This window comes from Pseudomonas rosaeacicularis, from assembly GCF_057128745.1.
This window is the reverse complement of the sequence record NZ_JBSKHT010000011.1, coordinates 213,972-227,124: the sequence shown is the minus strand read 5'-3', so window position 1 is coordinate 227,124 and position 13,153 is coordinate 213,972. Positions and strand designations below refer to the sequence as shown.

General features: G+C 59.1%; 12 protein-coding genes. 7 read left to right on the top strand and 5 right to left on the bottom strand.

Annotated elements, in window-relative coordinates:
• The first annotated feature begins 11 nt into the window (after positions 1–11).
• From ACWKWM_RS16240 to ssuE, 3 genes are all read left to right on the top strand, one after another.
• Positions 12–1,424 carry an undecaprenyl-phosphate glucose phosphotransferase gene (locus tag ACWKWM_RS16240; RefSeq protein ID WP_483847110.1) on the top strand — a complete coding sequence of 471 codons (1,413 nt, stop codon included), beginning with the start codon at positions 12–14 and terminating at the stop codon, positions 1,422–1,424.
• A gap of 206 nt (positions 1,425–1,630) precedes the next feature.
• Positions 1,631–2,716: a polysaccharide biosynthesis/export family protein gene (locus ACWKWM_RS16235; protein ID WP_483847109.1), complete on the top strand. Its 1,086-nt coding sequence runs from the start codon at positions 1,631–1,633 to the stop codon at positions 2,714–2,716.
• Positions 2,717–3,214: 498 nt separating this feature from the next.
• Entirely contained in the window at positions 3,215–3,799 is a 585-nt protein-coding gene (gene ssuE, locus ACWKWM_RS16230) for an NADPH-dependent FMN reductase (RefSeq protein WP_483847108.1), read from the top strand.
• A gap of 106 nt (positions 3,800–3,905) precedes the next feature.
• Here ssuE and ACWKWM_RS16225 read toward each other — a convergent pair whose 3' ends face one another.
• The 4 genes from ACWKWM_RS16225 to ACWKWM_RS16210 form a co-directional block, all read right to left on the bottom strand.
• Positions 3,906–4,508: a LysE family translocator gene (locus ACWKWM_RS16225; RefSeq protein WP_483847107.1), complete on the bottom strand. Its 603-nt coding sequence runs from the start codon at positions 4,506–4,508 to the stop codon at positions 3,906–3,908.
• Between the two features lie 150 nt (positions 4,509–4,658).
• Complete coding sequence (locus ACWKWM_RS16220) at positions 4,659–4,934, bottom strand: hypothetical protein (protein WP_483847106.1); 276 nt, start codon at positions 4,932–4,934, stop codon at positions 4,659–4,661.
• Between the two features lie 283 nt (positions 4,935–5,217).
• The gene (locus ACWKWM_RS16215) at positions 5,218–6,588 is read right to left on the bottom strand and encodes a GntT/GntP/DsdX family permease (RefSeq protein ID WP_483847105.1); all 1,371 of its coding nucleotides are present in this window, start codon (positions 6,586–6,588) and stop codon (positions 5,218–5,220) included.
• A gap of 219 nt (positions 6,589–6,807) precedes the next feature.
• The gene (locus ACWKWM_RS16210) at positions 6,808–7,722 is read right to left on the bottom strand and encodes a LysR family transcriptional regulator (RefSeq protein WP_483847104.1); all 915 of its coding nucleotides are present in this window, start codon (positions 7,720–7,722) and stop codon (positions 6,808–6,810) included.
• A 129-nt stretch (positions 7,723–7,851) separates the two neighbouring features.
• On the opposite strand from ACWKWM_RS16210, the gene ACWKWM_RS16205 reads away from it, so the two are divergent.
• The 3 genes from ACWKWM_RS16205 (at position 7,852) to ACWKWM_RS16195 (ending at position 11,009) form a co-directional block, all read left to right on the top strand.
• The gene (locus ACWKWM_RS16205) at positions 7,852–8,556 is read left to right on the top strand and encodes a CoA transferase subunit A (RefSeq protein WP_483847103.1); all 705 of its coding nucleotides are present in this window, start codon (positions 7,852–7,854) and stop codon (positions 8,554–8,556) included.
• A gap of 106 nt (positions 8,557–8,662) precedes the next feature.
• Positions 8,663–9,319 carry a CoA transferase subunit B gene (locus ACWKWM_RS16200; protein WP_483847102.1) on the top strand — a complete coding sequence of 219 codons (657 nt, stop codon included), beginning with the start codon at positions 8,663–8,665 and terminating at the stop codon, positions 9,317–9,319.
• A 271-nt stretch (positions 9,320–9,590) separates the two neighbouring features.
• Positions 9,591–11,009, top strand: coding sequence for a short-chain fatty acid transporter (locus tag ACWKWM_RS16195; RefSeq protein ID WP_483847101.1), 1,419 nt, complete (start codon positions 9,591–9,593; stop codon positions 11,007–11,009).
• A gap of 114 nt (positions 11,010–11,123) precedes the next feature.
• On the opposite strand, the gene ACWKWM_RS16190 is transcribed toward ACWKWM_RS16195, so the two are convergent.
• Positions 11,124–12,005, bottom strand: coding sequence for a LysR substrate-binding domain-containing protein (locus ACWKWM_RS16190; protein ID WP_483847100.1), 882 nt, complete (start codon positions 12,003–12,005; stop codon positions 11,124–11,126).
• Between the two features lie 99 nt (positions 12,006–12,104).
• Here ACWKWM_RS16190 and ACWKWM_RS16185 point away from each other — a divergent pair, with 99 nt between their 5' ends.
• Positions 12,105–13,025 carry a DMT family transporter gene (locus ACWKWM_RS16185; protein WP_483847099.1) on the top strand — a complete coding sequence of 307 codons (921 nt, stop codon included), beginning with the start codon at positions 12,105–12,107 and terminating at the stop codon, positions 13,023–13,025.
• The last annotated feature ends 128 nt before the right edge of the window (positions 13,026–13,153 follow it).

Here is a 13,153-nt window from a genome sequence, read left to right as displayed (position 1 = left end):
CGAGCATCGTCATGCGAACCCCCTTACGCGGCATCCTCAAGGCACATCAATCGTCGCTATCGGTGGCTCATCGTCTGCTGGACCTGGCCGTGATCGTGCTGGGCGGCTATTGCCAGAGTCTGGTCACCGACACCCCGATGACATCGGAGACGTGGACACAGATCCTGCTGGCGGTGATGGTTTTCCATTGGCTGGGGGAATACCACCAGTTGTACGGGTCCTGGCGCGGCGAGCGGATCGTTCGCGAGCTGCTCAAGGTTTTCAATTACTGGGGCCTAACGTTCGTCATTCTGTTGTCGGTGGATTACCTGCTGCTCAATCACGCTGACATGCCCGATAACGGCCAGATGACCTGGTTCGCCAGTGTCCTGGTTGCCCTGTGCGGTTACCGTCTGGGGATTCGCAGCCTGCTGCATGGGCTGCGCAGTCAAGGGTTCAATACTCGCCGGGTGGCGGTGGTGGGCACCGGACATTGTGGGGAACGCTTGGCCAAGTCCATCGAAAGCGCGCCATGGATGGGGCTTGATCTGCTGGGTTTCTACGACGAGCAGCCGCAGCAGATGGACCTGGCACGCATCGGGCGCCGCATTCCGGTGCTGGGTGATCTGGATCAGTTGATCGTCGACGCCCGCGAAGGCCGGATCGATAAGGTGTACATCACCTTGAGCCTGGACAGCCAGGCGCGGTTGCAGGAGTTGATCAAGGGCCTGAGCGACACCACTGCCTCGGTCTACGTGATCCCCGATGTGTTCATGTTCGAGCTGTTGCATGCACGCAGCGAAAGCATCAACGGCCTGCCGAGCATCAGTATTTTCGACTCACCCATGGATGGCGCCTGGAGCATGGTCAAGCGCGTCGAGGACGTGGTGCTGTCGAGCATCATCCTGACCCTGATCGCCCTGCCGCTGCTGTTGATTTCACTGGCGATAAAGCTGACCTCGCCAGGCCCTGTGCTGTTTCGCCAGCGCCGCTACGGGCTGGATGGACGGCCCATCATGGTCTGGAAATTTCGCAGCATGAGTGTTCAGGAAAACGGCGACGTGGTCACTCAGGCCACTCGCAACGACAGTCGCATCACCCCGCTGGGCGCCTTTTTGCGGCGCACCTCACTGGACGAGCTGCCGCAGTTTTTCAATGTGCTGCGCGGCGAAATGTCCATCGTCGGGCCAAGGCCTCATGCGGTGGCGCACAACGAGCAGTACCGCAAGCAGGTCTCGGGCTACATGTTGCGGCACAAGGTCAAGCCGGGGATCACTGGTTGGGCGCAGATCAACGGCTGGCGCGGCGAGACCGACACCCTGGACAAAATGCAGAAACGCGTGGAATTCGACCTGCAGTACATCGAGCACTGGTCGGTTTGGCTGGACATGAAAATCATCCTGCTGACGCTCTTCAAAGGCTTCGTCAACAAGAACGCTTTTTAGTGACGCGCAAAGCCGGCAACGCTCCGAAACACGCCATCAGCCACAACACACATTCAGCCAGAACAATAAAGAACGGCCGACGCGCACGACGCTCGGCAGGAGGTGACCACCTGCATGAGTGCCTGTAATCAGAAGTTCGGTGTTGGTAAGGGATGCAATGAAATCACTGTGGTGCCAGAACGCACCTATTAGGAAGGATCATCAATATGAAAGTAACGTTAGCTGTTGTGCTGCTTTCCAGTCTGATTTTGCAAGGCTGTGCTTTTGCCCCCGGGCAGCACATGACCCTGGATGAAGTCACCGAAAAGGACCCGGACGGTCCGAACGTCACACTGATCAAGATCACTCCGGCCACGTTGCAACAGCAACAACAGCGTGCGGCCTCTCTGGCAAAACCGCTACCGCCGGAACTGTTGAACTACAAGACCCCTGAATACATCGTCGGCCCGGGCGACGCCTTGCTGGTGACCGTTTTCGAACACCCTGAGTTGACCGCACCAGGCTCCACCGAGCAGCTGGACGCCAACAGCCGGGAAGTCTTGAACGACGGCACTGTGTTCTTCCCGTACGTGGGTCGTGTGCAAGCTGCTGGCAAAACCGTTGCGCAGATCCGCGAGCAATTGCGCATGGGCCTGTTGCCGCAGTACACCGAGGTCAAGGTCGACGTCAAAGTCCTGCGTTACAACAGCCAGCGCGTATTGCTGTCCGGTTCTTTCAGAACAGCCGGTCCGCAGCCGATCACCAACATCCCGCTGAGCCTGGTACAGGCCATCAGTCAGGCAGGTCTGGACTTGACCGATGCCAATCTGGCCGGGCTGACGTTGCGTCGTGACGGCAAGGATTACGTCATCGACGTCGACTCGCTCAACCGCAAGGACTCGCAGCTGAGCAAGATATTCTTGAAAGACGGCGACTACCTGCACCTCAACAGCAACTCGAAAAACAAGATATACGTGTTGGGTGAGGTGTTGAATCCCCGCACGATTTCGTTCAGCACCACCAGCGTGACGCTGCTTGAAGCACTGGGCGAATCCGGCGGCCTGAGCCCCGATGCGGCCAACGGTGATGCGGTGTATGTGATCCGTGGCGGGCAGGACGCCATGCACGGTTCGACCGTCTACCATTTGAACGCAGAGAAACCTACCGGCTACCTGCTGGCTAAACAGTTCGAGCTGGAAGCACAGGACGTGGTCTTCGTCGGCCCGGCCAACATCACCCGCTGGAACCGCTTCATCAGCCAGTTGCTGGGCTCCAACAACATCGTCCAGACTGGTGCGATGTTCAGGAACTGAGGCAGCTGTAAGCGGCGAGTTTCAAGCGACAAGTCACAAGCAACAGCAAAATCCTCGCAGGCGCCGACTGCGGGGATTTTTTTTGCTCTGAGTTTGGGTGGTGCGAAGCTGACGACGCGGTTCAACCGGCACACCGCGTCATCGTTCTTCGCGGGCAAGCCTCGCTCCAACAGGATCGCCAAAAATCCCTGTAGGAGCGTACGAGCAACGCGAGGCCGCGATCGGCTGCGCAGCAGTCGTCAATCCATTCAGCGAAAGTGTTGCTGGAGAAACACCTGATCAACAGTTGTCGGGCTTTTGAGCAGATCGCCGCGCTGGCCTGCTCCTGGCAATGCACCGTTTGCCCCCTTTTTTCAGGCGGTATCGTCACCTCAACCACACTGGCATGCATGCTGCTATGAACGGGACAGCGTTGAAAACAACCACGACATCCGCGCTCAATGCTCCCTGCACGACCTGTGTCTGCACAGCGGTGACCTGATTCAAGGAATATTAAGCATGTTGGTAGTTTCACTTTCAGGCAGCCCGGCGCTGAGATCCCGTTCGGGTGTGGTCCTCAAACATGCAGCGCGCTGGCTGCAGGAGCGTGGCGTCGAGGTCAAGGCGCTGCGCATTCATGATTTCAATGCCGAAGACCTATTGTTCGCACGCTTCGACAGCCCCGCCGTGGTGGCTTTCATCGAAGCAGTGAAACGGGCAGACGGCCTGCTGATTGGCACGCCGGTGTACAAGGCGTCGTTTTCCGGCGCGCTGAAAACCCTGCTCGATTTGCTGCCTGAGCGCTCGTTGCACGGAAAAGTGGTATTGCCGCTGGCCACCGGCGGCAGCATCGCTCACATGCTGGCGGTGGATTATGCGCTGAAACCGGTGCTGTCTGCGCTCAAGTGCCAGGAAGTGCTGCACGGCATCTACGCCATCGACAGCCAGATCAACTACAACGACGAACACGAATCAGGCGGCGAACTGGACGACATCCTGACCGAACGTCTGCATGAAGGGCTCGAGCATTTTCAGCTGAGCCTGCAGCACCGTGCTGGCGCAAGGCACAAGGCAGCGGGTGGGCATCTGAAGCTTGCGCTGTAATCACGTCTGTAGGAGCCAACTTGTTGGCGAGACATACAATGCGGTCCGCCTGACGCACCGCCTCGCGAACAAGTTCGCTCCTCCAGATTCAACGTCAGTCGACGGGTTATCCCTGCAACAACGGATACAACGACACCACCAGCAACGCCGCCATCACACCGTTGAACACCCGCAGCCAGAACGGGTCGCGCAGTACGTTACGCAGTAAGCTGCCGCATCCCGCCCACATGCTGACCGCTGGCAAATTCACGATGCCGAACACCAACGCGATGATCACCACATTGCTGAAGTAGCCGTTCATGGGTGTGTAGGTGCTGATTGCGCCGATCGCCATGACCCACGCCTTGGGATTGACCCACTGAAACGCTGCCGCGCCGAGGTAACTCATCGGCCGGGCTTTCTTGTCGGTCGCATCCGTGACGGGTCCAGACGTCGCGATTTTGTACGCCAGATACAACAGATATGCCGCGCCCGCGTAACGCAGCACGGTGTAGAGAACAGGATAGGCTTTGAATACCGCGCCCAGCCCTAGACCTACGGCCAGGACCATGACGGCAAACCCGCAGCTGATACCCAGCATATGGGGGATGGTACGGTTGAAACCGAAGTTCACCCCGGAAGACAACAGCATGGTGTTGTTAGGGCCGGGCGTGACAGATGAAACGAAGGCAAATAAAACGAAGGCGATGAGCAGATCAGCGGTAAACATGGGCAGTCCATTGGGCTGTGAAAACAAGCCCTGAGGCTATCGAAGCCACGGCTGCAAACACATGGACAGTGACGCTGACTTTTACCCATACAGTTCTGAACACTTAGTCATCATCACAGAACTGTTTCTAATGGATTCTAACCTCGCTTTTCAGCCTTGACGGGCCGATGTCTGCCCAGAGACTTGCGCATTGGCCTCGCCACGATTGTCGAATTCATGAGCGCGCTGGATCTGCGGCTGCTCCATCAACTGGGTTTTGCGGGTCTGGTATTCCTCGTAGGACAAACCGCGACGGTTCAAATCTTCGAGGGCAAGCTGGTGGGTTTCTTCAGCGGTGTAAGGACGCAATTCGGGATGATGGTCAGCGGCGCAGCCAGAAACAGCAGCGACTGAAAGCAATAGGGCAAGGGTAGCAAGACGGTTCATGGGAGCCTCCATTCGGCTCGTTTCTGGAATGAGCCAAGGCTACGCCGCAGCCTCGTTCAGCAGAAATCACCCGTCTTGATAGTGGCTATTGCCTACCTGAACGAAACCTTCATCGGACTGCAAAAATCCGGCATCGCACAAATGCCGGAATACACCTCAATCCCGTGGGAGCGGACCTGTCCGCGAAGGCGATGTATCAGCCCGTAAACATGCACGGGATGTACTGGCCTCTTCGCGGACAGGTCCGCTCCCACAGGTTGATCACCCAGCCGCTCTGGCTTTATCAGGTCAAAAAATGCCACAACAGCAACGTGCCGATCAGCCCCACCACCGAAACAATGGTCTGCAGCACCGACCAGACCCAGATCGTCTGCTTCAATTCCAGCCCGAAATACTCGCGAACCATCCAGAAGCCCGCATCGTTGACGTGGCAGAAAAACACCGAGCCCGCGCCAATCACCAGCGCCACCAGCGAGGCTTGAGTGGCCTCCAGCCCCGCCATCATCGGCGCAAGAATCCCCGCTGTAGTGGTGGTGGCGACGGTTGCGGAGCCGGTTGCCTGACGCAGTGCCACGGCAATCAACCAGGCCAGCAACAGGTACGGCATGTGCGCACCTTCTGCGACTTTGCTGATGGTCTGACTCACGCCCGCATCCAGCAGCGTCTGCTTCAAGCCGCCGCCTGCGCCGATGGTCAGCAGCAGCACCGCAATCGGCGCCAGGCTTTTGCGAAGCGTACCGCCCACGTGTTCGCGGGAAATGCCATTGGCCCAGCCCAGGCAGATCACTGCCGCCAACACCGCGATACCCAGCGCTACCAACGGCTCGCCGAGGAATTTAAGGGTCAGCGCGACATTGCTTTCCGGCTCCAGCGCGACTTTCGCCAACGTGCTGCCGAGCATCAGAATCACCGGCAACAAGATGATCAGCAGCGACACGAGAAAGCTCGGCTGGCGGGTGGCAGTAGGCTTGGCGGAGAACAACTCGCCCAGTTCAGCCGGGGCTTCGATGTGCAGGCGTTTGGACAACCAGTTGCCGTAAATCGGACCGGCCAAAATCACTGCAGGCACGGCGATGCAAAACCCCAGCAACATGGTCAGGCCCAGGTCGGCGTGCAAGGCGCTGACCGCGATCAAGGGCCCAGGATGCGGCGGCATCAGCGCATGCAATGTGGTCATCCCCGCCAGCGCCGGGATTGCGATCTTCAGCAACGGCTGCCCGGATTGCCGAGCCATGACGAAGATGATCGGCACCATCATCACCAGTCCCACTTCAAAAAACAGCGGCAGCCCGATGACCATCGCCACCAGCGCCATCACCCAGGGCAGCGCCTTGCCTTTGCCAATCCCCAGCAGGGTCGAGGCAATGCGATCCGCTGCGCCGGACTCGGCCATCAATGCTCCGAGCATCGCACCCAGCGCAATGATGATCCCGGCTTCACCGAGAATCCCGCCCGCCCCTTTGCTGAACGCCTTGGCCACTGCTTCAGCAGGCAGGCCGGCGCCGATCCCGGCAATGAACGTACCCACCAGAATTGACAGAAACGGCGGCAATTTGGTCGCGCTGATGAGGACGATGATGGTGGCAATTGCGATCAGGCAGCAGACAATCAGTCGGGTGTCGTGAAACACCCAGGCAGCAGAAGAAGCGTCCAACAGAGAACTCCTTATCGTTTGGTGTTAACCAACACGAGGTCGAAACAATTGGTAGCAATTTGCCAAACGATACCGGATGCGCCATTGCGCCGCAGTGAAATTTTTGACAGCGAGGCCTCTGGGATTGGATTTCCACGCCGATTCCGTAGGAGCTGCCGAGCGCCGCGAGGCTGCGATCGCGTTTTCCTGACACACCGCTTCGCAGCCTTCGGCGGCTCGTCAGCTCCCAGTGGTTCTCTGCGCATCAGCTGATTGCTGCGCGCTCTCAATCAACACATCCCGCAACGCCTGCGCCGCTGCCGACAACTTGTGATCGGCCAAGGTCATCAGCCCGATCCGCCGCTCAATGATCGGCCCCTCCAGCGCAATGCACCTCGCGCCCAGTTCCTGCATTTGCTGAATGCACAGCGACGGCACCGCGCTCACGCCCAGACCATTTGCAACCATCCGGCCCACCGTCGACAGTTGGTGACTTTCAAATGCCACCGACAACTTGCCATGCTGGGTGTGCAGGTCCTGTTCCAACAACAACCGCACCGCCGACGGTCGTTGCAGGGTGATGAAGTCGTGGTGCAACAACTCATCCCACGTCACTACGCCCTTCTCGGCCAACGGAGAATCCAGTGGCACCACGGCGACAAAACGGTCCATGTAAAAAGGCGTGAATGACAGCGTATTGCTTGATTCCGGCTCGAAACCGATCCCAAGCTCCACTCGCCGATGGTCTACCATTTCCAGCACCTGTTCGTTGATCACGTCATGCACCGCGACGTTGACCCGGGGATAGCGCTGGCGAAACACCTTCAGCGCCGCCGGCAGCAGATTGCCCGCAAACGAAGGCATCGCCGCCACCGAGACCTTGCCCAGTTGCAATGTGAAGCGCTGACGCAACAGCTCTTCGGTGTTGTCCCAGTCGGCCAGCAGCTGGCGGGCAATGGGTAGCAGGGTTTCGCCTTCGGGCGTCAGGCTGACATTGCGCGTGGTGCGGGTCAGCAGTTGCCCACCAAGGTCTTCCTCCAGTGCCTTGATGGTCAGGCTCAAAGCGGGCTGCGACAGGTGCAGCCGCTCACCGGCCTGGGCAAAGCTCAGGCATTGCGCAACCGCCAGAAACGCACGAAGCTGCTTCACATTCATATATTTGGTTTTCTTATCAATCTATGAAAAAAACAAAATTAACAAATCACTGAAGCCAAGAGAAGATGCGATGAACGCTATCCGGCAGCCAAATTGTCGGACACAACTACAAAGAAGGCGGGACTTACCATGGCTGGACTCGACAAGCGAGTTGCAACGTACGAAGAGGCCCTCGACGGGCTGACCGACAACATGACAGTGCTGTCGGGTGGCTTCGGCCTCTGCGGTATCCCCGAAAACCTGATTGCCGAGATCAAACGCCGTGGCGTCAAGGGCCTGACCGTTGTATCCAACAACTGCGGCGTCGATGGATTTGGTCTGGGCGTCCTGCTCGAAGATCACCAGATTCGCAAAATGATCGCCTCTTACGTGGGCGAAAACGCGCTGTTCGAGCGCCAGTTGCTCGACGGCGAGCTGGAAGTCGAACTTACTCCCCAAGGCACCCTCGCTGAAAAAATGCGCGCAGGCGGTGCCGGCATCCCCGCTTTCTATACCGCCACCGGTTACGGCACACCTGTCGCCGAAGGCAAGGAAACGCGTCAGTTCAACGGCCGCAACGTGATCCTGGAAGAAGCCATCACCGGCGACTTCGCCATCGTCAAAGGCTGGAAAGCCGACCATTTTGGCAATGTGGTCTACCGCCACACCGCGCAGAACTTCAACCCGGTGGTCGCCACTGCGGGTCGGATCACCGTGGTGGAGGTCGAGGAAATCGTCGAACCCGGCGTGCTGCTGCCGACCGAGATCCACACCCCCGGCATTTATGTGGACCGCGTGATCCTGGGCACTTTCGAAAAACGCATCGAGAAACGGACGCTCAAAGAAGCACGCTAAGAGACAGGTAGCCACTCGCCGCACTCGACGCGCTTTTGTTCAGGCGCTAATCACTTGGAATACTCCGGACGACTCAGGCCGGACACAATAAAAGAGACCCAGGATCATGGCACTCTCCCGCGAACAAATGGCACAGCGCGTTGCGCGCGAACTGCAAGACGGCTTTTACGTGAACCTCGGCATTGGCATCCCGACCCTGGTCGCCAACTACGTGCCGGACGACATCGACGTCATGCTGCAGTCGGAAAACGGCTTGCTCGGCATGGGCGAATTCCCCACCGAAGAAACCATCGACGCCGACATGATCAACGCCGGCAAGCAGACCGTGACGGCGCGCAAAGGCGCGTCGATCTTCGACTCCTCGCAATCGTTCGCCATGATCCGTGGCGGCCACGTTGACCTGACCGTGCTGGGCGCGTTCGAAGTCGACGTCGAAGGCAACATCGCCTCGTGGATGATCCCCGGCAAGCTGGTCAAGGGCATGGGCGGCGCGATGGACCTGGTGGCTGGCGCCGACAACATCATCGTCACCATGACCCACGCCTCCAAAGACGGCGAATCCAAGCTATTACCACGCTGCAGCCTGCCGCTGACAGGTGCTGGTTGCATCCGCAAAGTGCTGACGGACCTGGCCTATCTGGAAATCGAAAACGGTGCGTTCATCCTGCGTGAAACCGCACCGGGCGTAACCGTTGAAGAAATCATCGCCAAGACCGCCGGCAAATTGATCGTGCCGGATGACGTGATTGAGATGACGTTTTAATCAACGCCGTCCCCTGATCCAAACCGTTTACGAACGAAAACTGTAGGAGCGAACTTGTTCGCGAGAGATGAGCCTGGAACTGCGCAGTGCCTGGCTCGCCAACAAGTTGTCTCCTACACAGATCGCGCGGTCCCACAGATTCTGCGACATCAGCCCCTTCAGCGATGAAGGGGCTTTGCTGTATCTGAGACACACCCTTTTCGCACCACTGCCAACACTAAAAACAGCTATCTCAATAGCACCCACACAATAATTCCAAGAGGTAATACACGTGGCCGCCGAAATCGAAGAAAGCCGCTATGCCCGCTTTGCCCTGCGTTGTGCTCGATGGGCCGAACGCTGGTTTCCTGATTCCTGGGTGTTCGCTGCGCTGGCCGTGGTGATCGTCACCGTCGCCACACTGGCGGTCGGCGCCAAACCGGCCGATGCCGCCAAAGCCTTCGGTGACGGCTTCTGGAGTCTGATCCCGTTCACCATGCAAATGGCCTTCGTGGTCATCGGCGGTTACGTGGTCGCCAGCTCGCCGCCTGCGGTCAAGTTGATCGACCGGTTGGCGCGCATCCCGAAAAACGGCCGCTCGGCCGTGGCCTGGGTCGCGTTGATTTCCATGGTCGCGTCGCTGCTGAACTGGGGCCTGTCGCTGGTGTTCGGCGGATTGCTGGTGCGCGCCCTCGCCCGCCGAACCGATCTGAAGATGGATTACCGCGCGGCCGGTGCCGCGGCCTATCTGGGTCTCGGCGCTGTGTGGGCATTGGGTCTCTCATCGTCGGCTGCGCAACTGCAAGCCAACCCCGGCAGCCTGCCACCGTCGATCCTGGCGATCACAGGTGTCATTCCGTTCACTGAAACCATCTTCCTCTGGCAGTCCGGCGTCATGCTGCTGGCGCTGGTAGTGGTCTCGATCATCGTCGCCTACGCCACCGCGCCCGGCCCGAACAGTGCCCGCGACGCCAAGGATTGCGGCATCGACCCGGCTTTCAGTCTGCCGCCCTTGCCGCCGCGCACCCGCCCTGGCGAATGGCTGGAATACAGCCCTTTGCTGATCATCCTGATGGTGATTCTGGCGTCAGGCTGGCTGTTCAACGAGTTCTCGACCAAGCCTGCGATCACGGCGATTTCCGGCCTCAACACCTACAACTTCCTGTTCATCATGGTGGGCGCGCTGTTGCACTGGCGACCGCGCAGCTTTCTTGATGCGGTGGCCCGCGCGGTGCCGACCACCACGGGCGTGCTGATCCAGTTCCCGTTGTACGGCTCGATTGCCGCGTTGCTGACCACCGTCAAAGGCAGCGACGCGCAGACCGTCGCGCACCACATTTCCCTGTTCTTCACCAGCATCGCCTCTCACGACACCTACGCGCTGCTGATGGGCGTGTACTCGGCGATCCTTGGCTTTTTCATTCCGTCGGGCGGCGGCAAATGGATCATCGAAGCGCCGTATGTGATGCAGGTCGCCAACGACCTGAAATATCACCTGGGCTGGGCGGTGCAGATCTACAACGCCGCAGAAGCGTTGCCGAACCTGATCAACCCGTTCTACATGCTGCCGCTGCTCGGCGTGCTGGGCCTGAAAGCCCGGGACTTGATCGGATTCTCGTTCGTGCAATTGCTGGTGCACACACCCCTGGTGCTGTTTTTACTGTGGGCGCTGGGCACGACACTGGCGTACATCCCGCCGGTAATGCCGTAGGCGCCTCGCCAACAAGTTGGCTCCTACAGATCGGGCCTGCCTTATGAACCGCGTGGGTCGAATCATCTGTAGGCGCGAACTTGTTCGCGAGGGCTTTCTCTGACGGCCTAATACTCAGCGGGCCTGACCGATCAACCACTCTTTAAGCGCCTGCACCGTCGGGCGTGAGATTGCGTGTTTGGGCTGCACCACGTAATAGCCCTTCGACAGCGGCAAACGCTGCTCGAAGGGTTCGATCAACGCCCCGCTCGCGATCTCTTCCTCGGTCAGCCAATCGCTGGTGATGACCACCCCCTGATCCCGCCGCGCGGCCTCGATGGCCATCAGTGATTGATCAAAATGGATGCCGGCAATCTGCGCCACCTCGTGGATTTCAATCCCGGCAAACCGCGCCAGCCACTCTGGCCAATGGGGGTGCAACGTGTTGTGAAGCAGGGTCGCTCCACGTAAATCAGCGGGGGCACGTAATTTCAGCTGGCGAGCGTAGGTCGGGCTGCAATACACCCTGGCGTCATCCTGATGCAGCAACTGAACGTCCAGCTCGGGGGCGATCCCGTCGAAGTGCCGTATCGCCAGATCCGCTCGCTCACTGGAGAAATCCGTGAGCGCGGTGGAGGAGCTCAGGTGCAGCGAAATGCCGGGGTGGGTTTCAAGAAAGTTGGCCATGCGCCGCGCGAACCACTTGGCAGCCAGGCTAGGCGGCATGGTCAGCCAGACGTTGTCGTTGTGCCGGTCACGCAGGGCCTGGCTGGCATCGATAATCTGCGCCAGCGCTGGCTGAATCCGTGCCCAGTACGCCAGCCCGTCCGACGTGGGCTGGATCTGGCGGATGTGTCGGACAAACAGCGATACGCCCAGCCACTGCTCCAGATTACGTACCTGCTGGCCAACTGCGCCGGGCGTGACATTCAGTTCATTGGCTGCAAGAGAAAAACTGTTGTGGCGCATGGCTGCGTCAAAACAAGCCAACGCTTTTAACGGGGGCGAAGTGTTCATGGCGTAGATTTTCTACTGCACGGCGCAAGGATGATCGTTTGTAGCCCATCGCCGGCAAACGCACAATCGCCTTCTTTCAACCCTAAGGCTGCCGACCCCATGAAAAATATCGCCTACTTCGCGTTCGCGCTGCTCGGCCTGATATGGGGCACCAACTTCATGTTTATGAAATGGGCGGTAGAGTGGATTTCCCCGGCGCAAATCGTGTTGTTGCGGATGGTGTTCGGGTTCCTGCCGATTCTAGTGTTCGCGCTGACTAAGCGCGCCCTGAGCTGGAGCCATCTGCGCCATGCCCACCACTTTCTGGTCATGGCGCTGTTGGCGACTGTGGTGTGTTACTACTTCTACGCCAAGGGCACGTCGTTGCTGCTGTCCAGCGTCGCGGGGCTGCTCAGTGGCGCCATTCCGCTGTTTACGTTCGTCTGCGCGTTCCTGTTTCTGCGCGAAGAAAAGCTAAATGCGCGGATGACCGTCGGGGTCCTGCTGGGGTTCGTCGGCGTGCTGTTGATTGCTCGCCCGTGGGCCAGCGGCGACGGGGCCATTTCGGTGCCGGGAGTGATGTATATGGTGCTGGGCTCCCTGAGCGTCGGTTGTTCGTTCGTCTACGCCAAACGCTTCGTGACCGAGCTCAATATCTCGCCACTGGCGTTGTGTACGTACCAGATCGGTCTGGCGCTGCTGGTGATCGCCGTGGTCAGCGACTGGAGCGGCATCGGGCGCATCGCCCAAAGCCCCAAAGCCATGCTCGGCGTGTCGCTGGGCCTGGGTCTGTTGGGGACCGGGGTTGCGTACATTCTTTATTACTTCATCGTCGAGAAACTGGGCGCTGTGGTGGCCGCCTCAGTGACGTACATCCCGCCCGTGATCGCACTGCTGATGGGCGTTTTCATCGCTGGCGAGCCGGTCCATGGCATGGATCTACTGGCGATTGGTGCGATTCTTGGCGGAGTTTATCTGTTGCAGACGGGGCGGCGCAGTGGGCCGCAAACGGGATTGCGGGCTACGGTGATCGCCAAATAAAACGACATGTGTTGGAGCGAGGCTTGCCCGCGAAGTTGGCGACGCGGTTCAACAGACAAACCGCGTTATCGTGCTTAGCGGGCAAGCCTCGCTCCAACAGGCACCTGCGGCCTTGCGCATAAATTCGC

Excerpts from the sequence above, each read along its gene's own strand:
- ssuE (WP_483847108.1), top strand. The coding sequence starts at position 3,215 with ATGTTGGTAGTTTCACTTTCAGGCAGCCCGGCGCTGAGATCCCGTTCG.
- ACWKWM_RS16205 (WP_483847103.1), top strand. The coding sequence starts at position 7,852 with ATGGCTGGACTCGACAAGCGAGTTGCAACGTACGAAGAGGCCCTCGAC.
- ACWKWM_RS16200 (WP_483847102.1), top strand. The coding sequence starts at position 8,663 with ATGGCACTCTCCCGCGAACAAATGGCACAGCGCGTTGCGCGCGAACTG.
- ACWKWM_RS16240 (WP_483847110.1), top strand. The coding sequence starts at position 12 with ATGCGAACCCCCTTACGCGGCATCCTCAAGGCACATCAATCGTCGCTA.
- ACWKWM_RS16225 (WP_483847107.1), bottom strand. The coding sequence starts at position 4,508 with ATGTTTACCGCTGATCTGCTCATCGCCTTCGTTTTATTTGCCTTCGTT.
- ACWKWM_RS16235 (WP_483847109.1), top strand. The coding sequence starts at position 1,631 with ATGAAAGTAACGTTAGCTGTTGTGCTGCTTTCCAGTCTGATTTTGCAA.
- ACWKWM_RS16210 (WP_483847104.1), bottom strand. The coding sequence starts at position 7,722 with ATGAATGTGAAGCAGCTTCGTGCGTTTCTGGCGGTTGCGCAATGCCTG.
- ACWKWM_RS16185 (WP_483847099.1), top strand. The coding sequence starts at position 12,105 with ATGAAAAATATCGCCTACTTCGCGTTCGCGCTGCTCGGCCTGATATGG.
- ACWKWM_RS16220 (WP_483847106.1), bottom strand. The coding sequence starts at position 4,934 with ATGAACCGTCTTGCTACCCTTGCCCTATTGCTTTCAGTCGCTGCTGTT.
- ACWKWM_RS16190 (WP_483847100.1), bottom strand. The coding sequence starts at position 12,005 with ATGAACACTTCGCCCCCGTTAAAAGCGTTGGCTTGTTTTGACGCAGCC.